Below are 20764 nucleotides of genomic sequence, written 5' to 3' on the forward strand. Positions count from 1 at the left end.
TATGAGCGAGCCAGTTCGTGTGATCAAGGCTGGTGACCTGGTCGCCGCCGACCCGACGTCCGGCATGCTCCGGATGCGAGCCTTCGAGCTCCCGATCCTGTGGGCCGGCCAGGTCATCACCCAGCCCGGTGCGATCTCCGGATGGCACCACCACGACAAGAACGAGAGCAGTCTCTACATCGTCTCCGGCGTGCTGCGGCTCGAATTCGAGGGCTCCGGCGAGTACCTCGACGCAGTCGCCGGCGACTTCGTCCACGTGCCCGCGTTCACGATCCACCGCGAGAGCAACCCCAGCGGCGAGCCGTCGCTGGCGATCATCGCGCGGGCCGGCGGCGGGATCCCGACGGTCAACGTCGACCGTTAATCTGACGAGGTGGCGACGCATGAGCAGGTGACGGTCGGCGTTGTGGGGGCCGAGCAGATCGTGCACCGGATCATGAATCTGGCCCGCGAGCTGGACAACCCCGCGCTGCGGCTCGAGACCGCCGTCTACTCCGACGAGCACGACGCGCACGAGCAGGCGGCGCGGATCGCCTCGCGGGTCGACGCGTTCCTGTTCGCCGGACCGCTGCCGTACGACGTGGCGGTCGCGGGCGGCCTGCCGGTCCCGGCGACGTACGTGCCGAGCGGCGGGCCGGCGCTCTTCTCGACCCTGCTCCGCGGCGTCCTCGAGAAGGTCTTCGACCCGGCCCGGATCAGCGTCGACACCATGTCCCGCCGGGACCTCTCGCACGTGTACGAGGAGATCGGCCTGAGCGCGTCCGGCGTACGGCTGAAGGAGTACACCGGGCCGGAGTCGGCCGGGACGTTCCTCGACTTCCACCGCTCGCTGTACGAGCGCGGCCGGACCACCGGGGCGGTCACCACGGTGCCGACCGTCGACGTCGCCTTGCAGAAGGCCGGAGTACCGGTGCTGCGGATGACGCCGTCGTCGATGACGATCCGGCAGGCGCTGACCACCGCCGTGCTGATGGGCGGCGGCGCGAAGCTCGAGGAGTCCCGGATCGTCACGATGATCGTCCGGGTGCCCGCCGCGTCGCTGCCGGCGCATGCCAGCGCCAGCGCGTACTGGTACCAGGAGCTTCGCCTGTCGCTGCATCGCGAACTGCTGCGCGACGCCCGCCCGATGGACGCTGCCGTGGTGCCGCGTGACGAGCACAGTTTCCTCATCGTCACGACGATGGGCTCGCTGCGACTGGCCACCGACAACCTGTCGATGGCGCCGTTCCTGGACCGGATCTCCGAGGAGCTCGGGATCCGGCTGGAGGTCGGCATCGGGCTCGGTACGTCGACCCGCGAGGCGGAGGTGAACGCGCAGTCCGCCGTCGACAAGGCGGCCGGCGGCGACACCGCGTTCGTGGTCGGACCGCACGGCTTCGTGCTCCAGATCCCCGGCGAGCGGACCCGGACCGCCGAGCGCTCCGTCCCCGCGGACTCCCGGGCGCTGCAGATCCTGGCCACGCTCGCCGAGCAGCTGGAGAACGCGAACGACACCGAGCGGGTGGTCGACGCCGAAAAGGTCGCGGAGCTGCTCGGTGTGACTCTGCGGACCGCGCGCCGGACCTTGAGCACGCTGGTCGACGAGGGACTCGCCTGGCCGATGCCGCCGCCTCGCTCGAGCAAGCTCGGCCGGCCGCCGCGCCCGTACCAGCTACTGGTCGAGAAGATTCCTCGCTAGTTATTACGGACGTCCATAAGAGATATTCAGGCCTTGCCGAAGCTATCTGGCTACGGCAGGGTGGTTCGCGTGCCTCTTCATGCAGTCGCAGTGGTGGACGACCAGGCGGCGACCGAGCGGGCCCACCAGGCGGGTCAGGACGCCTGGTGGGTCTACCTGGCCGAGGTCCTCGGGCATCTTCGGGTGCCTTACAGCTCTCTGGCAGCCAGTGCCGCGCCGCCCGGCGACGTCTCCGTGCTGATCCACGCGACCACGCCTGACACCGGTCCGACCGACGAGCTCGAGCAGTGGGTGCGCGACGGCGGCGCGCTGATCCTCGTCGGCGACCCCGGACCGCTTGCAGTGCTCGCGGGTGTCTCGGCCGACGGTTCGGTGCCGGAGGATCACGTCGTACTCGCGGACAACCCTGTCTGGTCCTCCCGGCCGCCGGTCGCACTGCACGCCGTCGGCGGGAGCCGGCTCCGCGGCAACGACGTCGAGGTGCTCGCCCGCTGGCAGTCCGATGATGCCGCAGCGATCACGCTCCGCTGGCTCGGCGCGGGCGTCGTCCTGACGTACGGCGTCGACCTGTGGCAGACGATCGTCCGGATCCAGCAGGGGTACGCCGTCACCGCCGACGGCCAGCCGGCCGCGGACGGTACGGCGCCGATCGACGACGGCATCCTCAAGTGCGAGGACGGGATGGTGCTCAGCTTCGCCGTGGATCGGGCGATGCCGCCGGGTGAGCCGCCGCTGGATCCGGCGTTCCAGCATGTCTATCCGCCGCCGAGCGCCGTACCGATGTTCGACCAGCCGCAGGCCGACTGGTGGTGTTCGCTGTTCGCGCAGAGCCTGTGGTGGAGCGCCTCGCAGACCGGCGCCGCGGTGCCCTGGCTCTGGTACTGGCCGTCGGGTGTCGACGCGGTCGCCCACATGTCGCACGACTCCGACCAGAACGTCGAGGCGCACGGCCAGGCGGCGCTCGACGCGTTCGCCGAGGCCGGTGTCGAGGTCACCTGGTGCCACGTCTTTCCCGGCGGTTACTCACCGGAGCTGTACGCCGCGATCACCGCGGCCGGGCACGAGAACGCCCTGCACTACAACGCGATGGGCGACGCGGACCTCGCGGTGTGGGGCTGGCCGTTCGCGCGGGCGCAGTACGCCTGGGCGCAGGCCGTCACGGGCACGGAGCAGATCGTCTCGAACAAGAACCACTACACCCGCTGGGAAGGGTGGACGGACTTCTACACGTGGTGCGAGCGGCTCGGCATCCAGATCGACGAGTCGCGCGGGCCGAGCAAGCAGGGCGATGTCGGGTTCACGTTCGGCGCATCCCATGTCTCGTTCCCGCTCGCACCGGTTGCCGAGAGCAATCGACTGTACGACGTCCTCAACCTGCCGCTGCACACACAGGATCTCGCCTGGGCCGGGCATGTCGCCGTCCGGGACGTGATCCTGGACGGCGCCCAGGCGGTCCACGGTGTCGCGCACTTCCTGTTCCACGGGCCGCACCTGCATCTGCGCCCGCCGACCCGGGCCGCGTGCATCGAGCTCGCAGCGGAGGCGCGGCGACGCGGGATGCCGTGGTGGACGGCGACCCGGATCAACAGCTGGGAGCGGAGCCGGCGCGGCGTCGAGCTGTCGGTCTCGCCGCACCCGGACGGCCTGGCAGTGCTGGCACAGTCCGTGGAGGCGGTGCCGGGCGCCGCGGTGCTCCTCGCCGTACCGAATCCCGGGACCGGGCCGGTCGTCAAGGAGGGCAGCGGATCCGCCCGGACGGTGATCCGGTTCGGGCGGCCCTTCGTCGAGCTGACCGCCGATATCGTTGCCGGAGACAACAGATGGGTGATCACACCATGACGTCGTGGCCGCAGTACGGCACGGAAGAGGCCGACGCCCTGCTCGAGGTGCTGAACTCGGGGAAGTGGGCAAGCACGAGCGGCGACGTCGTCGCGACGTTCGAGCGGGAGTTCGCCGCGTACCAGCAGGCCGGGCACGCGGTGTGTCTGGCGAACGGGACGCTCGCCATCGCGGTCGCGCTGAAGGCCGCGGGCGTCGGCATCGGCGACGAGGTGATCGTGCCGCCGTACACGTTCATCGCCACCGCCTCGGCGGCGCTGTTCGTCGGTGCGGTGCCGGTCTTCGCCGACGTCGACCCGGACACCCATCTGCTCGACCCGGTCGCCACCGAGGCCGCGATCACCGAGCGGACCAAGGCGGTCGTCGTCGTCCACCTCGCCGGCCGTCCCGCGGACATGGACGCCTTCACCGCGCTCGGCGCGAAGCACGGACTGACCATCATCGAGGACGCCGCGCAGGCGCACGGCGCGGCGTACAAGGGGCGTGCGGTCGGCGCGATCGGCGACCTCGGCACGTTCAGCTTCCAGAGCAGCAAGAACATCACCGCCGGCGAGGGCGGCGTCGTAGTCACGGACTCTGCGGAGCTGGCCGGTGCGGTGTATTCGCTGGTCAACGTCGGGCGGGTTCCCGGCGGTGGGTGGTACCAGCACGAGACCGTCGGGTACAACCTGCGGCTGACCGAGTTCCAGGCCGCGATCCTTCGGGTCCAGCTCCGTCGCCACCCGCAACTGCAGGAGGTCCGCGAAGGCAACGCGCGTCTGCTCACGGACCTGCTGGAGAAGGCTCCCGGCATCCAGCTCGCCCCCGATGACCCGGCGATCACCGCCCATGGCCGGCACCTCTTCATGCTCCGGGTCCCCGGTCGGCGCGACGCCGTACTCGAGGCCCTCAGAGCCGCAGGCTTCGATCGGGCCTCCTCCGGCTACGTCCCGCTGCACCGCAACGCCGCCGTACTCCGCGAGTCCCAGGCCATCACCACCCGCCTCGGCCAGCCTTACCCGGAACACCCCTGCCCGAACGCCGACCTGGTCTCCACCGACACCATCTGGCTCCCCCAGCCCTACCTCTTGGGCGCCGAAGACGAAACCCGGGCCATCGCGGATACCATCGCCAACGCTGTGAGTTGATCCTTCTCGTCGTGAGGGAGCCGATGGTCATCGAGTTCGAAGCCAAAGTCCTGGACGTCGACCCGCACGTAATCGCCGGCAGAATCCTCGCCCTCGGCGGGCGTCGCGTGGCCGACCGGTTGATGAGGCGCTACGTGTACGACGTCGCGCGGGGTGACGAGTCCCGCTGGATCCGGCTGCGGGACACGGGCGCCGAGGTGACGTTGACCGTCAAGCAGATCGCCCACGACGGCATCGACGGCACCACCGAGACCGAGGTCACGGTCTCTGATTTCGAGACCACCAACGAGCTGCTGCAACAGATCGGCTTCCACCCGAAGTCGTACCAGGAGAACCACCGCACCAGCTTCGAACTGCAGGGCGCGGAGCTGGAGATCGACGCCTGGCCGCTGATCCCGCCGTACCTCGAGATCGAAGGACGCTCCCGCGAACACGTCGTCGAGGTCGCCAACGCGCTGGGCCTCCCCGAGGACCAGCTGACCGGGGAGAACACCATCAAGGTGTACGCCCGCTACGGCATCGACCTGACCACCATCCCCGACCTCCGCTTCTAACCCGCCTGGTCCTGACGGATGGGCAGAACTGCGGAGAGGAGTTGTCGCGTGTACGGGTCCTGGGGCGCACGGAACAAGGAGTCCGTGGTGCTTTCCTCGACCAGTTGACCTTTGTTCATGACGGCTACCCGGTCAGCCAGGCGTTCTACGACCGCGAGGTTGTGCGAGATGAAGAGGAAGGACAGGCCCAGGCGGTTGCGTAGGTCGGTGAAGAGGTCGAGGATCTGGGCCTGGATGGAGACGTCCAGGGACGAGGTCGGTTCGTCGCAGACCAGCAGGTCGGGTTCGAGCGCGAGCGCGCGGGCGATCGCGATGCGTTGTTGCTGACCGCCGGAGAACTGCCGTGGGTACAGCTCTGCATGACCGGTGTTGATGCCGACCAAGTCCAGCAACTCGAGCGCTTTGGCACGGCGGGACTCCTTGGAACCTCGGTCGTGCAGGCGCAGCGGCTCCAACACGTTGCCGATGGCACTGAAGTGCGGGAGCAGCGAGCCGTACGGGTTCTGGAAGACCATCTGCATCCGCGGCCTGAGCTCGCGCAACTCGCGGGCCGGCAGCGTGCCGAGATCGCGACCGTCGAAGCTGACACTGCCCGATGTCGGCGTCTGCAGGCCCATCATCAACCGGGCCATCGTGGACTTCCCGCTGCCGCTTTCGCCCACCAGGCCCAGCGTTTCGCCGCGGTGCACGGTCAGCGACACGTCGTCGACGGCGCGGACCTCTCCGGCGCGGGTCTGGAAGATCTTCGTCACCGATGAAGCGCGAACCAGTTCGTCAGGCATCGACGGCCACCTTCCAGCACGCGGCGTCCCGGCCGGGACCGATGGTCAGGATCTCTTGCTCGGTCGCGCAGCGCGGCAGCTCGGCCCGCGCGCACCGCGGATGGAACGGGCAGCCCTCGGGACGCCGGGACAGGTCGGGCGGGCTGCCGGGAATCGGCCGCAGCGGCAGGTCCCGGCCGCCGACCTCGACGCCGGATCCGAGCAGCCCGACGCTGTACGGATGCCGCGGATCGTCGAGCAGCCGCCCCATCGGCGCCCGCTCGACCACGCGCCCGGCGTACATCACGACCGCGTCGTCGCAGAAGTAGCGCGCGACGCCGAGGTCGTGCGTGATCATGATGACGCCGGTGCCGCGGTTCTTCAGCTCCGCGAGCAGGTCGAGGATCTGCCGCTGGACGGTGACGTCGACCGCGGTGGTCGGCTCGTCGGCGATCAGCAGCGCCGGCTCGGTCACCATCGCCATCGCGATCATCGCCCGCTGGCGCATCCCGCCGGACAGCTGGAACGGGTACGTGCGGATCCGCTTCTCCGGGTCCGGGATGCCGACATCGCCGAGCGCCCGGACGGCGCGCTTGCGGGCCTCGGCCTTCGTGCACAGGCCGTGCCACAGCAGGTGCTCGGTCAGTTGACGCTCCAGCGTCAACGTCGGGTTCATCGCCTCCATCGCGCTCTGGAACACCATCGCGATGTCCCGCCCGCGGACCTTGCGCAGCTCCTTGTCGCCGATCGCCAGCAGGTCCCTCCCGCCGAACAGCGCCTGGCCGCCGGTGATCCGCGCGGTCCGCGGCAGGATGCCCATGACGCTGCGCATGGTGACGCTCTTGCCGCTTCCGCTCTCGCCGACGATCGCCAGCGCCTGCCCACGGCGTACGTCGAACGACACCCCGTCGACTGCGGTCAGCGGCTCGGCGCCGTCGCGCCGGAACGTGGTCCGCAACCCGCGGACGGACAGCAACGCCTCGTCGCTCATCGCTGTTCTCCACTCGGGTCGAAAGCGTCCCGCAGGCCGTCACCGATCCAGGTGAACGCCAGCAGCGTCAGCGCGAACAGCACCGCCGGAGCGACGAGCATGTGCGGCGCGGCCAGCAGGTACCGGCTGCCCTCGCTGATCATCGCGCCCCACGACGGCGTCGGCGGCTGGACGCCGAGTCCCAGCAACGCCAGCCCCGCCTCGGCGGCGATCGCGGCCGGGATCGCGAAGCTGGTGGTGACCAGGATCGGCCCGATCGCGTTCGGCAGGATGTACCGGATCGCGATCGTGGTGCCCTTCGCGCCCATCGATCGGGCCGCCTCGACATACTCACGTTCCTTCAGCGTCATCACCTGCGCACGGACGAGCCGCGCCTGCGTGACCCAGGACGCGATCCCGATCGCGACCACCAGCGCGAAGATGCTGCGGCCGAGCACGGTCACCATCACCACCGCGAACAGGTAGCTCGGGAAGGCGTACATCACGTCGGTGAAGGCCATCAGCAACTGTTCGACGCGCCCACCGAGGTAGCCCGCGAGCAGTCCGATCGCGAGCGCCAGCGCGAGTGCCGTCAGCTCGGCGCCGAACGCCACGGTGAGCGCGGTCTGCAGACCGTAGATCAGGCGGCTGAGAATGTCCCGCCCGAGCAGGTCCGTGCCGAGCAGGTGCCCCGCGGAGCCGGGACCGGCCAGCTTGTGCTGGATGTCGGTCTCCTCGTAGCCGTACGGCGCGATCAGCGGCGCGGCGAGTGCGATGACGATCAGGAACGCACAGAAGACCAGGCTCCCGAACGCCAACCGGTGCTTGCGGAACCGGGACCAGGCCCGCGCCCAGGGTCCGCGCGCCGTCGTACCGCGCTCGATCGGCTCCGGCTCGCCGACGGTACCGACGACGGCCGCTTCGCCGGCGGCCTCGACGCCCTCAGTGGCCGTCATCGGCCCCACCTCCCACGGTGCGGATTCGGGGATCGAGGAGTCCGTAGATCAGGTCCACGACCAGGTTGGTCACCATCAGGATCAGCGCGAAGAACAACGCCGTACCCATCAGCAGCGGCATGTCCCGGCTGGCGGCGGCGTTGGCGAAGTACAACCCCAGGCCGGGGATCCGGAGCAGTGCCTCGACGAACACGGTGCCGGTCATCAGCGCCGCCAGCAGCGGTCCGGCCACGGTGACGAGCGGGATCAGCGAGTTGCGCAGCGCGTGCCGGACGATGACCGTACGCCGCGGGCCGCCTTTGGCGAGCGCAGCGGTGACGTACTCCTCGCGCAAGGTCTCCAGCATGCTCGACCGCACGTACCGCGCCAGCACCGCGGCCGGCCCCAGGCTCAGGGCGAGCACCGGAAGGATCAGGTCCTCCGGGCCGTTCCACCCGCCCGACGGCAACAACTTCAGCGTCGCGGAGAACAGCAGGATCATGAACGCCGCGGTCAGATAGCTGGGCAACGCGTGCCCGAGCGTGACCGCGAACATCGTCGCGTGGTCGCTCTTGCTGTTCTGCCGCAACGCCGCGAACACCCCGACCGGTACGGCGATCAGCAGCGCGAGCAGCACCGCCAGCACCGCCAGCGAGGCCGACACCGGGAACGCCTCCGCGATGATGTCCTGCACGTTCCGGCTGGCGTACTTGTACGACGGCCCGAAGTCCCAGACGACCGCGCCCTTCATGAAGATCAGGTACTGCTTCCAGACCGGTACATCGGCGCCGTACCGGGACTCGAGCTCGCCGACCATCGACTCGGTGCCGACACCGCCGAAGTTGGTGGCCCCGCTGTTCACCCGCTGCAGGTCGGCGAAGTTGCCGGGCGCCAGCTGCAGCAGGGTGAACGTCAGGATCGAGACCGCGACCATGGACAGGACCAGCCGGACCGCCCGCTTGCCGATGTAGACGGCGAGCCCCACGTCAGCTCTCCACGCTCAGCGGCTTGAGGTAGAAGTAGTCCGGATAGGCCCGCAACTGCAGGCCCTGCACCTTCGGCTTGACGGCGTGGAACAGGCTCAGCCAGAGCACCGGCAGGTACAGGTACTGCTCCTCGCGCAGCTTCGCGGCCTGCTGGTACAACCCGAGTCGCTTCGCGTCGTCCGGCTCCTTGGCGGCCTGGTCGACCAGTGCGGCTATGTCCTGCGCGGGCTTCGAGGCGTGCGCGGCGAGGATCGCCTTGAGCTGCTGGGTCTTCTCCGCCGGCTTCAGGTTCTTGTTGTCCTGCACGGCCTGGTACGCCTGCCACTGGTCGCTCGGCAGGCTGATCTCCTGCACGTTCTTCGGCGACCAGAGCGAGCCGACCATCGTCGGCCAGGTCGGCAGGCCGGCGAAGGTGCCGTAGTAGAAGCCGATGTAGTTGCCCTTCTGCACCTGCCAGCGACGCTCGGTGTACACGCCGGCCTCGACGTGGTCGACGCTCGCCTTGATGCCGAGCTGCTTGGTCCAGCTGTCCACCATCGCGTCGGCCAGCGTGGTGTCCGGTACGCCGACGAGGATCCGCACCGGCGGCAGGCCCTGGCCGTTCGGGTAGCCGGCCTCGGCGAGCAGCCGCTTCGCCTCGGCGACATCTTCCTTGATCGCGATGCTGTCGTCCCAGCCGGCGGTCCGGCTGGTCACCAGCGAGACGCCGGGCTGCTGGCCCGGCTGCACACCCGCCAGCGTCTTGCGGTCGAGCGCCAGCGAGAGGGCCTTACGGACCCGGACGTCTTCCATCGCCTTGTGCTGGCTGCGAAGCTTCGCCAGGTAGAGGATGCTGTAGTTCTCGGTCTGCTTGAGCTGCTTCGACAGGTCCGCGTCCTTCTGGAACCGCAGTACATCCGGTCCGGAGAGCTGGACCAGATCGGTCTCGCCGTTCTCGTACGGGACGGTGGCGGTCGCGGCGGCGCTCGGCTCGACCAGGTTGACCTGGATCCGGCCCAGCTTGACGTTGTCGCGGTCCCAGTACTTCGCGTTCGGCGTCAGGATCAGCCGGGAGTTCGCCACCCACTCGGTCACGGTGTACGGCCCGTTGGACACGTAGTTCGGCGGGTTCTGCCAGTCCTTCGGCTTGCTCTCGACCAGGTCCATCGGTAGCGGCAGCATCGCCGGGTGGGTCAGCGCGAGCAGGAAGTCCGGGTTCGGGTTGGACAGGGTCAGCACGAGTTCGTGCTCCCCGGTCGCCTTCACGCCCACCTGCGCCCAGTCGGTCAGCACACCGGCCAGGAAGTCCTGGGCGCCCTTGATGCCGGTGGCGGTCTGATAGCTGTTGGCGCCGAGCGTCGTACCGCCCGCGGAGCCGCCGGCCGGAGTGAACAGCCGCTTGTACGTCCGCTCGAAGTCCTGTGCGACGACCGGCTTGCCGTCCGACCACTGGGCGTTGTCGCGCAACGTGAACGTGTAGGTCAGGTGGTCGTCGGAGACCTTCCACTCGGACGCGACGGCCGGTACGACGCCGTCGCCCTTCTCGTTCTGGGCGACCAGACCCTCGGAGATCCCGCGGCTGAGGATCCACATGCCGTTGGTGATCACCTGCGGGTCGAGCACTTCGACGGGTACGTAGTCGATCTTCAAGGTGGACTGGCCGTCGGCCGCTTTGGAGTCATCACCGAACAGACCGCATCCGGTGAGAGACCAACTGCCGCCGATCGCGGCCAGGGTCAGTCCGGACAGTCGCAGGAAATCACGCCGGGTCTGACCGGCCAGGGGAACCGAGCTCGCAGGCAATGGAGTGCCGCCTTTCTGGCGTCCTCAACTCGACTTATGGCGCGACCGTAGGGCCGTCCGAGCGTCGATGTCAACGCTTTACGGCCATTACCGTAATTGATCCAGACCGGTCCTGCCTGCGCGCGGCCTCCTGGTCAGCTGAAGCGTTCGTACGCCGGCAGCGTCAGGAAGTCGACGTACTCGTCGGCGAGCGCCACCTCCAGGAACAGCGCACGCGCCGCGTCGTACCGCTCCGGCGTGCCGAGTTTGCCGATCTCCTCGTCGGCGATCCGCTCGACCAATTCGGTGCTGACCGTTTCCCCGGTGTCGAGGGTGACCTCGTTGCGGCGCCACTGCCAGATCTGCGAGCGCGAGATCTCCGCGGTGGCCGCGTCCTCCATCAGGTTGAAGATGCCGACGGCGCCGGTGCCGTCGAGCCAGGCGGCCAGGTACTGGACGGCGACGCTGACGTTGCTGCGCAGTCCGGCCTCGGTGATGTCACCCGGCGTGGCCGCGACGTCGAGCAGCTGGTCCCCCGTGACCGCGACGTCCTCGCGGAGCTTGCCGACCTGGTTCGGCTGGTCGCCCAGGACCGCGTCGAAGACCTTCCGGCAGGTCTCGACCATCCCGGGGTGCGCCACCCACGAGCCGTCGAAGCCGTCGCCGGCCTCCCGGGTCTTGTCGGCCTCGACCTTCGCGAACGCCTGCTCGTTCACCGCCGGGTCCTTGCTCGGGATGAACGCCGCCATACCGCCGATCGCGTGCGCGCCGCGCTTGTGGCAGGTCCGCACCAGCAGCTCGGTGTAGGCCCGCATGAACGGCACCGTCATCGTCACGCTGTTGCGATCCGGCAGCTGGAAGTCCGTGCCGCGGGTCCGGTGCGTCTTGATCACGCTGAACATGTAGTCCCAGCGGCCCGCGTTCAGCCCCGCCGAGTGCTCGCGCAACTCGTAGAGGATCTCCTCCATCTCGAACGCAGCCGGGTACGTCTCGATCAGCACGGTCGCACGGATCGTCCCGCGCGGGATGCCGAGCACATCCTGCGCCGTCACGAACACGTCGTTCCACAGCCGCGCCTCGAGGTGCGACTCCATCTTCGGCAGGTAGAAGTACGGCCCCTGGCCGCGGTCGAGCTGCAGCTGCGCGCAGGCGCTCAGGTAGAGCGCGAAGTCGACCAGCGAGCCGGACGTCCGCTCGCCGTCGACGAGGATGTGCTTCTCCGGCAGGTGCCAGCCGCGCGGCCGGACGACGATCGTGGCCAGCTCCGCGTCCGGCTTCAGCGCGTAGCTCTTCGTGTCCGTGCTGAAGTCGATCCGCCGGGTGATCGCGTCCAGCAGGTTCAGCTGGCCGCCGACGACGTTCTCCCAGGTCGGCGTGTTGGCGTCCTCCTGGTCGGCCAGCCACACCTTGGCGCCCGAGTTCAGCGCGTTGATCGTCATCTTCCGGTCGGTCGGCCCGGTGATCTCCACCCGCCGGTCGACCAGTCCCGGGGCGGCGGTCGCGACCCGCCACTCCGGGTCGTCCCGGACGTCCTTCGTGTCCGCCAGGAATCCCAGCGAAGCCCCGGCCGCGATCTCCGCGACCCGCTGCTTGCGGCGCTCCAGCAGCTCGCGGCGCCGCCCGTCGTACGCACGGTGCAGCGTCTCGATCAGGCCGAGCGCGCGCTCGGTGAGGATCTCGTCGTACCGCTCGCCCATCGGGCCGGTGACCTCGACTGCCACTGGGGAACTCCTTAATACTTCGTGATCGGTGATCCGGTCTACCCCGACCGTACTGCGGCGCCGTCAGTCGCGCAGGCGCGGTAGTACGTCGCGGAGGACCTGGGCGTGCTCCTCCGGCCGGGACAGGCCCAGCTTCATCGTGTTGACGCCGAGGTGGGTCGCGCCGAGCTCACGCCAGCCGTCGGCGAACGCCCGCCAGTCCTGTTCCGGCACGGCCCCCAGGGTGAGGCGCGCCTCGATACCGATCGCGGCGGGGTCGCGGCCGGCCGCTTCGGCTGCTTGCCGGATGCGGGCGATCTGGTCGCGCGCCGTCTCGTCCGGCGCCGACTGCGGCATCCAGCCGTCGCCGATCCGCCCGGTCCGTCGCAGTACGGCGTCCGCGCTGCCGCCGAACCAGATCGGGATCTCCCGGCCGGGCAGCGGGTTCAGGCCGGCCTCCTCGATCTCGTGGTACTTGCCGTCGTACGAGATCACCGGATCCGCCCAGAGCCTGCGCAGTACGTCGACCTGCTCCTCCAGCAGGGCTCCGCGCTGCCGGAACGGCACGCCCAGGGCCCGGTACTCGACGTGGTTCCAGCCGATGCCGACACCGAGGCGAAGGCGCCCGCCGCTCAGTACGTCGACCTCGGCCGCCTGCTTCGCCACCAACGCGGTCTGGCGCTGCGGCAGCACGAGCACGCCGGTCACGAGTTCGAGCTCGGTGGTGATGCCGGCCAGATAGCCGAACAGCACGAAAACCTCGTGGAACAAGGACTTGTCGGTGTACCCGGTCCATCCGGGGCGGTTCGCCGGGTCCGCACCGAGCACGTGGTCGTAGGCGAGCACGTGGTTGTAGCCCGCGTCCTCCACGGTCGTCGCCCAGTCCCGCACGACCTTAGGGTCCGCGCCGATCTCGAGCTGTGGAAACACCGCACCGATCTTCATCTCGCTCCCAGCAAGTCGATCAGACCCTGGACGGCGAGCTCGAACGGTTCGGTCGAGTCCGCGGCACGGGCGAGCACGTACCCGCCCTGCAGGACCGCGGCGATCGTCGCGGCGGTCCGCTGCGGGTCGAGCGACTCCGGGAACTCGCCCGCACGCTTGCCGTCAGCAACCACTTCGGCCAGCCGGTCGCGCAACCACGCGAACGTCTCCGCGACCGGCGCCCGCAAGTCCGGATCCGCCACCACGTCGGGATCCGCCGCCAGCCGCCCGATCCGGCAGCCGCGCAGCACGTCCCGCTCCCGCCCGAGGTACGCGCTGATCCGCTCGGTCGCGGTCCCGTCGCCCCCGAGTTGCTCCTCGGCCGCCGCCCGCAGCTCCGCTCCCGACCGCTCGATCGCCACCTTCGCCAGCTCCGCCTTGCCGGTGAAGTGGTGGTACATACTCCCCTGCCCGGCGTCGGCGGCCCGCTGGATCGCCTTGGGCGAGGTGCCGACGTACCCCCGCTCCCACAACAACTCCTGCGTACTGCGAATCAACCGCTCCACCGTCTCCACCCACCTAACTGTACCCAGAGGTACAGTCAGGTGGGCGGGCCGCTCAGCTAACGGTGAGGATCTTGTTGACCGTGTACGCCGGGGCGTGGTCGGCGTCGCCCGGGAAGAAGACGCGGTAGGCGATCTGCCCGCGCACCGCGGGCTTGATCCCGAACGCGTACTTCCCGGAGGTGCTCAGCTTGACCGACGCGATCGACTTCCACACCTTGCTGCCGTACTGCTGCAGGTAGACGGTCTGCCCGGCATGGGCCGGAGTGACGTAGCCACTGAACGCCGTCGTACCGCCGAGGCGGATCGACGCCGGGGACAGCGCGGCCGAGATCACGGGCCTGACCTGGACGGTGACGTCGGCGGTGCGGGTGCCCATCAGCATCTCGTTCCCCGGGAACGTCAGCATGTAGACCGACGACACCAGCGGCTTGTGCGTCAGCGACAGCGTCCCGGTCGACGAGGTCTTCAACGCCGCGAGCAGCGTGAACTTGGTCGAGTTCTTCGGCCGCACGTACACGTTCACCGGCAACCCGGCGTACGCCAGATTGTCGATCCGCAACGTGCTGCCCTTGATCGTGATCGCCCCGCCGTAGTTGAGCAGCGTCGACGTCACGCTGATGCCGGACTTCATCCCGAGCAGCTGCTTGACCGCGATCGGGCTGTAGTGCCCGGTCCGGTCCGTCACCCAGGCCGCATACGTGTACGTCGTACCTTGTGCGAGACCGGTGTTCTTCACCGAGGTCCCGGTGCCCGCAGAGACGAGGGTCCCGGTCGTCGGCGTCGGCGCCTTGCTCCCGACGTTGCGCCGGACGATCACCTGGTCGAGATCGTTGGTCGGCGGGATCTTCCAGGCCAGGTTCGCGGCCAGGTACGTCCCACTGCCGGTGAAGGAGGTCAGCGCCTGCGGTGCCAGGTCGGCCGTGCTGAAGACCGTTCCGAACGACGCCGGTTCGTGGTCGGCGTCGCGCAGGTAGTACGTGCCCTCGATCTTGTACGGCCGGTTGTCGAGCAGGGGCTGCTGCGGGGTGATGGTCGCGGTCCGCGTCGCGGCGTCGTACGTCGTGATCGCGTTCACCTGCTGATCGGTCGTGCCGTCACGCAGCATCACGGTACCTGTGGTCACGGATGCCGCGTCCATGTCCCGCGCGAAGGTCACCGTCGGCTTCACGGACGCCGGCGCACCGGCCGACATGTCGGCGGGGAACACGTCCCGCAGCGGGTACGCCGTACCGGTCGCCACCGCACCGACACCGCTGCTCCCGATGCTCACCGTGTACGACCGGTTGACCTTCGACCCGTTGTAGTTGCGCACGGCCACGTAAATCGTCCCGGCAGGCGCCTTGACGTCTGTCAGCGCGGTCAGCGGGCCCCACTTCGGGCCGGTGTTCGGGTCGACGACCGGGAACTCGTTCTCACCGTGACCGAGGAACTTCAGGTTCGAGTCGTACACGTCGACGACCGGGCCCAGGTTCGCGGAATAGAACCGCTCGTCGAAGGACGGGCCCGCGACCACGGCCCGGACGTCTTGGTCCGAGCCGAGGTCGACCGAGTACCAGTCGACGTCACCCTCGAAGTCGATCGCACCCGTGGCCGAGCCGAACCCGGTCAGCTTCTTGGCGCGGATCGGCTGGTCGTTGCCGTCCGCAACCGCCGGCGGGAAGTCGGCGGCGAAGCGGCCACCCAGGGCCGCGTACGCGTCCAGGATGCCGTGTCCGTAGTACGAGTCGGTACCGCGCGGACCGGCATCCCGGGCGGAACCCTCGAGGCGCTGGGCGACCTGGTCCGGGCTGAGCGCCGGCCATTTGTTCTTCACCAGGGCTGCGACACCCGCGACGATCGGCGCCGAGCAGGACGTACCGGTGCAATACCAGTACGGCAGGTAGTCCGGATCGGTCAGCGCGCGTGAACCGGTGGTCAGGATGTCCCAGCCCGGCGCCGCGATGTCGACCCAGGCGCCGTAGGAGCTGAAGTCCGTCAGCCCGCCGCTCGCGTCGGTCGCCGCGACCGCGACGACCTCCGGGTAGGCCGCCGGGTACTGGAAGTCGGCACTGCCGTCGTTGCCCGCGGCCGCCACGACGGTGACGCCCTCGCTGACCGCGTAGGAGACCGCGTCGTGCAGGATCGGGTCGTCGCCCGCCCCGCCGAGCGACATGTTGATCACATCGGCACCGTTGTCGACCGCCCAGTAGATGCCCTCCGCGACGTCCGCGTCGTACCCGTCGCCGTTGGCGTCGAGCACCTTGACCGGCATCGCCTTCACGTTCCAGCCCACGCCCGCGACACCCTCGACGTTGTTCGCGGCGGCGGCGATGATGCCCAGCGTCATCGTCCCGTGCCCGTTGTCGTCGACGGGGTTCGGGCGGGTGCTGGACACCGCGTTGTAGCCGGGCACCAGGTGCCCCACGAGATCCGGGTGGCCGGCGTCGACGCCGGTGTCGAGGACGGCGACGACCTGGCTGCCGGTCGACTTGGACAGGTCCCAGGCCTGCGGCATCCGGATCGTGTTCAGGTAGGCCGCCTGGTCGGTGCCGTAGAACTCGTCGTTCGGTACGGCGGTCGCGCGGCGCTTGTAGTTCAGCGCGGCGAGCGCGACGTTCGGGTCGGCCTTCAGCTTCTTCAGCAGCTCGGGCGCCGACGCTTCGCCCTTGATCTTCACCACCTTCGAGGACACCGAGTCCTCGGCCGTCGCACCGGCCCGGGCGACCGCGGCCCGACGCGCCGCCGCCGTGGCCTTGGGCTTGAACTTCACCAGCACGGCGTTCGGCTCGAACTCCGCCTTCGCGGCGGCGTGCTTCGCGGCGAAGGGCGGGCGGTACGGATGGCGTGGCTCGGCGGCGGAGCCGGACGAACCGGTCAGCGCCACCAAACCACCGGCCACGACGGCCGCGGGCACGGCCAGGCGCAGCAAACGAGTACGACGGGACAACGGGGACCCCCAAGGGAGCATGTGGGAACCGACCACTTTCGGTCCTTGCCCTAAATCGTTGGCGCGGCCCTCGGCGTTACAGGTCGCCGGATCTATCATCCAGAGGTGTCGACGACGGTGCTCGCCACGAAGCTGTTCCCGCCCGCTCGGCGGTCCGGGCTGGTGGCACGACCGTGGCTGCTGGAGCGTCTGGACGGCGTCCTGACGCCCGGTCATCGGCTCGCCTTGGTGTCCGCACCGGCCGGGTTCGGTAAGACGACCCTCGTCGGTGAGTGGGCCGCGCGGCACGAGCGGGTGGGCTGGTTGTCGCTCGACGACGGGGACAACGCCCTGCCGCGGTTCCTGGCGCACCTCTGGGCGGCCCTGCCCGGTCTCCGGGTCGCACCGCCCGCGGCCGACGTACCGACGGTGGCCGCGCTGACCGCGGTCGTCAACGACTATGCGGACCGGGCCGACGGGCCGACCGTGCTCGTGCTGGACGACTATCACGCCATCGAAGCGCTTGACGTGCACGAGGCGGTGGCGTTCCTGCTCGACCACCTTCCGGATCAGCTGCACCTGGTCCTGTCGACGCGCGCGGACCCGCCGTTCCCGGTGGCTCGGCTGCGTGCTCGCGGGCAGTTGACGGAGATCCGGGTCGACGACCTGCGATTCGCCGAGCCGGAGGCGGACGCTTTCCTCAACGACGTCATGGGGCTGCGGCTGGCCGGGGACGACGTACGGGCCTTGGAAGGGCGGACGGAGGGCTGGGTCGCAGGGCTTCAGATGGCCGCGCTGTCGCTGCGTGGCGCGCCCGACGTCGCAGGATTCATCGACGCTTTCACCGGCAGCCATCGGTTCGTCATCGACTACCTGGCCGACGAGGTGCTGGCTCGGCAGCCTGCCGACGTCCGCGACTTCCTGCTGCGTACGGCGGTTCTCGACCGCCTGACCGGCCCGCTGTGCGACGCGGTCACCGGTCGCACCGGGAGCAGTCAGGTGCTGGACGAGCTGGATCGCGGCAACGTCTTCGTGGTCGCGCTGGATCCGGACCGGGTCTGGTACCGCTACCACCACCTCTTCCGGGACGTCCTGCGAGCCCGCCTGCTCGCCGAACACCCGGAGGAGCTGCCGCGTCTGCATCGTGCCGCGAGCGACTGGTACGCCGCGCAGCACCTGGCCCCTGAGGCAGTACGGCACGCGCTGGCGGCTGACGACCACGAGCTGGCCGGACGGCTGATCGAGGAAGCCCTGCCCGAGGTACGGCGGGCGCGGCAGGACGCCATGCTCCTCGGGTGGATCAGGTCGCTGCCGGAGTCCGTCGTCCAACGGAATCCGGTGCTGTGCATCGCGGCCGCCTGGTCGTCGATGATGGCCGGCGAGCTGGACCGAATGGCGCGTTGGCTCGACGCCGCGGAGGCCGCGCTGCAGGCCGGAGCGCGGGATCCGGAGCTGGCCGCGACCTGGGCGGACACCGAAGATCTGCGGACCGCCCCGGCGATGCTCCTGATCTACCGGGCCGCGCTGGCACAGGCACGGGGCGAGGTGCAGGCCACGGTGGAGTCCGCGCGGGGCGCGCTGGATCTGGCCGCGGCCGAGGACCACTTCGTTCGCGGTGCCGCCGGCGGGTTCCTGGCGCTCGCGGCGTGGGCAGCGGGTGATGTGGAGGAGGCGCTGGCGACGTTCTCGACGGCGGTTCGCGAGCTGCATTCAGCGGGCAACCTGGTCGACGAGCAGGACAGCACGGTGGTGATGGGTGATCTCTGGCTCGCGGCCGGGCGGCCGTCGCGCGCGCGGCAGGGGTTCGAGCAGACGCTGGCGGCGGCGACCCGCAACGGCGAGCCGTATCCGCGGGTCACGGCTGACCTGCACGTCGGCCTGGCCGAGCTCGACCGGGAGCTGGACGATCTCGACAGCGCGGAGGCCCATCTCGAGACCGCGCGGGTCCTCGCCGCGCAGGGCTCGATCACCGAGAACCGGCACCGCTGGTACGTCGCGATGGCGCAGGTCAAGGTCGCGCGCGGCGACTGCACGGCCGCCCTGCAGTTGCTCGACGAGGCCGAGAAGCTGTACCGGCGCGGGTCGTATCCCGAGCTGCGGCCGATCGCGGCGATGCGCGCCCGGGTACACCTCGCGGCGGGCGACCTGGTCGCGGCCGAGGCGTGGGTCCGCGGCATCCCGGACACGGTGTCGTACCTGAACGAGTACGGCCAACTCACCCGGGCGCGGCTCATGATCCGCCGCGGTGAGGACGTACAAGAGCTGCTCGATCGGCTGCACGCCGATGCCGACGGCCGGCGCGCGGGCAGTCTGCTCGAGATCGGCGTACTGCGGGCCCTCGCCCACCAGACGCGCGGCGACCACGCGGCGGCTCAGGACGTCCTGCGCGAGACCTTGGACGCGGCGCCGGAGCCGGAGCAGTACCGTCGTCTGCTTCTCGACGAGGGGCTGGCGACCGCCCAGACCACCTTGATCGAACCGCTGACCGAGCGAGAGCTCGACGTACTGCGGCTGCTCGACACCGAGCTCACCGGTCCGGAGATCGCGCGCCGGCTGTACGTGTCGCTGAACACGCTGCGCACGCACACGAAACGCATCTTCACCAAGCTCGGCGCGACCAACCGCTCGGGCGCCGTACGCCGGGCCCGCGAACGCGGTCTGCTCTAGCTGTCACCACGTGAATCACCACATGTTGTGACGCCGGCTCACCACCTCGCGACCTACGTTCCGAACATCCGCAAGAACAAGCGCGAGCAGGGGGAGTTCGGACATGACCATCACCACCACCACACTGACCAAGGCCTCCGCGGCCGCCGCGGCCGCCGCCGGGCTGACCTTCATCGGCGTCCAGATCGGGCACCCGCACCTGGACCTCACCTCGATCGTGACGACCGAGCTCGCCGTCCGGAACACACTCAAGCTCGTGATGGCGGCGCTGGCGCTGGCCGGGATCAGCGGGTTGTACCTGAGCCAGATCCGCCGCAACGGTCTCCTCGGGCTGATCGGGTACGTCGTCCTCGCCGTCGGCTACCTGTCGATCCTCTGCACCACCTCCGTGTCGGCGTACGTCCTGCCGTCGATCGCGGACACGAACCCCGGCTACGTGCGCGACGTCCTCGAGGCGGCGTCCGGCGGTCACCCGGCCGGCGACATCGGCGCGCTGGCGACGGTGCTGCGCGTGCAGGGATTCGCTTACCTGGCCGGTGGGTTGCTGCTCGGGATCGCGCTGTTCCGCGCCCGGGTGCTCGCTCGCTGGGCAACTGTGCCGCTGGCCGTCGGCGGACTCGTCTCGGCCGCGCTCACCGTGATGCCGGACGCCTTCTACCGCCTGCTCGCCTACCCGAACGGGATCGCGATGATCGCGCTCGGCGTCTCGCTCTGGCGCACCACGACGACGTCGGCGCCGAAGCCGGTCGCGGTGACACGATGAGCGGGTACGCCGCGACGCGGGCGCGATCGGACGCCTGGATCCCCTTCGCGCTGGTGCTGCTCACGATCGTGCCGCTGGTCTCCGGGACGCTCCGCCTGGTGGAGATCGCCGGCGGGCCGGTCGTGATGCCGGACAACCCGCGCGTGGACGCCTCGCCGGCGCCCGTCGTCGTACACGTCGCCGGCGCGGCGGTGTACGCGGTGGTCGGCGCCTTCCAGTTCTCGCGCCGGGTACGCCGTACGCAGATCGGCTGGCACCGGCGCGCCGGACGGGTCCTCGTCGCGGCCGGGCTGCTCGTGGCGGGCTCCGGGCTGTGGATGACGCTGTTCTACTCCGGCGCACCGGGCGGTGCCCTGCTGTGGAGCGTGCGGCTGGTCGTGGCGAGCGCGATGGGGGCATGCGTCGTTCTCGGCTTCGCCGCAATCCGCCGGCGCGACGTCGCCGTACACCGCGCCTGGATGATGCGGGCGTACGCGCTGGGGCTGGGCGCCGGCACACAGGTGTTCACCCAAGGCGTCGGGCAGGCCCTGTTCGGGACCGGCGAGCTGAGCACCGCGGTCTCGGTCAGCGCCGGGTGGGCGGTCAACGCCGCGATCGCCGAATGGCTCATCCGGAGGCGGCGTTGACC

17 protein-coding genes are annotated in these 20764 nt (G+C 69.8%); 8 read left to right on the forward strand and 9 right to left on the reverse strand.

The annotated features are described in order from the left end of the window. The first annotated feature begins 1 nt into the window (after position 1). From ACWEOO_RS07210 to ACWEOO_RS07230, 5 genes are all read left to right on the forward strand, one after another. Complete coding sequence (locus tag ACWEOO_RS07210) at positions 2–364, forward strand: cupin domain-containing protein (RefSeq protein WP_359937260.1); 363 nt, start codon at positions 2–4, stop codon at positions 362–364. Between the two features lie 9 nt (positions 365–373). Beyond that, positions 374–1678, forward strand: a complete 1305-nt coding sequence (locus ACWEOO_RS07215; protein WP_355699835.1) for a hypothetical protein — start codon at positions 374–376, stop codon at positions 1676–1678. Positions 1679–1747: 69 nt separating this feature from the next. Further along, entirely contained in the window at positions 1748–3517 is a 1770-nt protein-coding gene (locus ACWEOO_RS07220) for a hypothetical protein (protein ID WP_452142234.1), read from the forward strand. Next, a complete protein-coding gene (locus ACWEOO_RS07225) occupies positions 3499–4644 on the forward strand; it encodes a DegT/DnrJ/EryC1/StrS family aminotransferase (protein WP_452142235.1) in 1146 nt (381 codons plus the stop codon). Before ACWEOO_RS07220 ends, ACWEOO_RS07225 begins: the two co-directional genes overlap by 19 nt. An 11-nt stretch (positions 4645–4655) precedes the next feature. Continuing rightward, entirely contained in the window at positions 4656–5198 is a 543-nt protein-coding gene (locus ACWEOO_RS07230) for a class IV adenylate cyclase (protein WP_452142236.1), read from the forward strand. On the opposite strand, the gene ACWEOO_RS07235 is transcribed toward ACWEOO_RS07230, so the two are convergent. The 9 genes from ACWEOO_RS07235 to ACWEOO_RS07275 all read right to left on the reverse strand — a co-directional run bounded on the left by ACWEOO_RS07235 (position 5195) and on the right by ACWEOO_RS07275 (position 16727). Next, a complete protein-coding gene (locus tag ACWEOO_RS07235) occupies positions 5195–5980 on the reverse strand; it encodes an ATP-binding cassette domain-containing protein (RefSeq protein WP_452142237.1) in 786 nt (261 codons plus the stop codon). The two genes, ACWEOO_RS07230 and ACWEOO_RS07235, sit on opposite strands and share 4 nt — an antisense overlap. Beyond that, positions 5973–6950, reverse strand: a complete 978-nt coding sequence (locus ACWEOO_RS07240) for an ABC transporter ATP-binding protein (RefSeq protein WP_363707922.1) — start codon at positions 6948–6950, stop codon at positions 5973–5975. The genes ACWEOO_RS07235 and ACWEOO_RS07240 overlap by 8 nt, the downstream gene beginning before the upstream one ends. Then, positions 6947–7885: an ABC transporter permease gene (locus ACWEOO_RS07245; protein ID WP_452142238.1), complete on the reverse strand. Its 939-nt coding sequence runs from the start codon at positions 7883–7885 to the stop codon at positions 6947–6949. The genes ACWEOO_RS07240 and ACWEOO_RS07245 overlap by 4 nt, the downstream gene beginning before the upstream one ends. Next, positions 7872–8849 (reverse strand): ABC transporter permease, encoded by a 978-nt coding sequence (locus tag ACWEOO_RS07250; RefSeq protein ID WP_452142239.1) that lies wholly within the window; start codon positions 8847–8849, stop codon positions 7872–7874. Before ACWEOO_RS07250 ends, ACWEOO_RS07245 begins: the two co-directional genes overlap by 14 nt. Before the next feature lies 1 nt (position 8850). Then, positions 8851–10632: a peptide ABC transporter substrate-binding protein gene (locus ACWEOO_RS07255; RefSeq protein WP_452142240.1), complete on the reverse strand. Its 1782-nt coding sequence runs from the start codon at positions 10630–10632 to the stop codon at positions 8851–8853. A gap of 134 nt (positions 10633–10766) precedes the next feature. Then, positions 10767–12332 (reverse strand): malate synthase A, encoded by a 1566-nt coding sequence (gene aceB / locus ACWEOO_RS07260; RefSeq protein WP_452142241.1) that lies wholly within the window; start codon positions 12330–12332, stop codon positions 10767–10769. Between the two features lie 63 nt (positions 12333–12395). Beyond that, on the reverse strand, positions 12396–13256 hold the full coding sequence (locus tag ACWEOO_RS07265) for an LLM class F420-dependent oxidoreductase (protein WP_452142242.1): 861 nt from the start codon (positions 13254–13256) through the stop codon (positions 12396–12398). Then, positions 13253–13810 carry a TetR/AcrR family transcriptional regulator gene (locus ACWEOO_RS07270; protein WP_452142243.1) on the reverse strand — a complete coding sequence of 186 codons (558 nt, stop codon included), beginning with the start codon at positions 13808–13810 and terminating at the stop codon, positions 13253–13255. The genes ACWEOO_RS07265 and ACWEOO_RS07270 overlap by 4 nt, the downstream gene beginning before the upstream one ends. A 43-nt stretch (positions 13811–13853) precedes the next feature. Then, entirely contained in the window at positions 13854–16727 is a 2874-nt protein-coding gene (locus ACWEOO_RS07275) for a S8 family serine peptidase (protein WP_452142244.1), read from the reverse strand. 105 nt (positions 16728–16832) lie between these two features. Between ACWEOO_RS07275 and ACWEOO_RS07280 the strand changes: the two genes are divergently transcribed. From ACWEOO_RS07280 to ACWEOO_RS07290, 3 genes are all read left to right on the forward strand, one after another. Continuing rightward, a complete protein-coding gene (locus ACWEOO_RS07280) occupies positions 16833–19373 on the forward strand; it encodes a LuxR C-terminal-related transcriptional regulator (RefSeq protein ID WP_452142245.1) in 2541 nt (846 codons plus the stop codon). A gap of 103 nt (positions 19374–19476) precedes the next feature. Beyond that, positions 19477–20136, forward strand: coding sequence for a hypothetical protein (locus ACWEOO_RS07285; protein WP_452142246.1), 660 nt, complete (start codon positions 19477–19479; stop codon positions 20134–20136). Then, positions 20133–20762, forward strand: coding sequence for a DUF2306 domain-containing protein (locus tag ACWEOO_RS07290; RefSeq protein ID WP_452142247.1), 630 nt, complete (start codon positions 20133–20135; stop codon positions 20760–20762). Before ACWEOO_RS07285 ends, ACWEOO_RS07290 begins: the two co-directional genes overlap by 4 nt. Positions 20763–20764: the final 2 nt, after the last annotated feature.

The organism is Kribbella sp. NPDC004138 (genome assembly GCF_053603655.1).

What these genes read in the sequence shown, in the direction of transcription:
- ACWEOO_RS07210 (WP_359937260.1), top strand. Translation starts at nt 2, where the DNA reads ATGAGCGAGCCAGTTCGTGTGATCAAGGCTGGTGACCTGGTCGCCGCC.
- ACWEOO_RS07225 (WP_452142235.1), top strand. Translation starts at nt 3,499, where the DNA reads ATGGGTGATCACACCATGACGTCGTGGCCGCAGTACGGCACGGAAGAG.
- ACWEOO_RS07235 (WP_452142237.1), bottom strand. Translation starts at nt 5,980, where the DNA reads ATGCCTGACGAACTGGTTCGCGCTTCATCGGTGACGAAGATCTTCCAG.
- ACWEOO_RS07240 (WP_363707922.1), bottom strand. Translation starts at nt 6,950, where the DNA reads ATGAGCGACGAGGCGTTGCTGTCCGTCCGCGGGTTGCGGACCACGTTC.
- ACWEOO_RS07245 (WP_452142238.1), bottom strand. Translation starts at nt 7,885, where the DNA reads ATGACGGCCACTGAGGGCGTCGAGGCCGCCGGCGAAGCGGCCGTCGTC.
- ACWEOO_RS07265 (WP_452142242.1), bottom strand. Translation starts at nt 13,256, where the DNA reads ATGAAGATCGGTGCGGTGTTTCCACAGCTCGAGATCGGCGCGGACCCT.
- ACWEOO_RS07285 (WP_452142246.1), top strand. Translation starts at nt 19,477, where the DNA reads ATGACCATCACCACCACCACACTGACCAAGGCCTCCGCGGCCGCCGCG.
- ACWEOO_RS07290 (WP_452142247.1), top strand. Translation starts at nt 20,133, where the DNA reads ATGAGCGGGTACGCCGCGACGCGGGCGCGATCGGACGCCTGGATCCCC.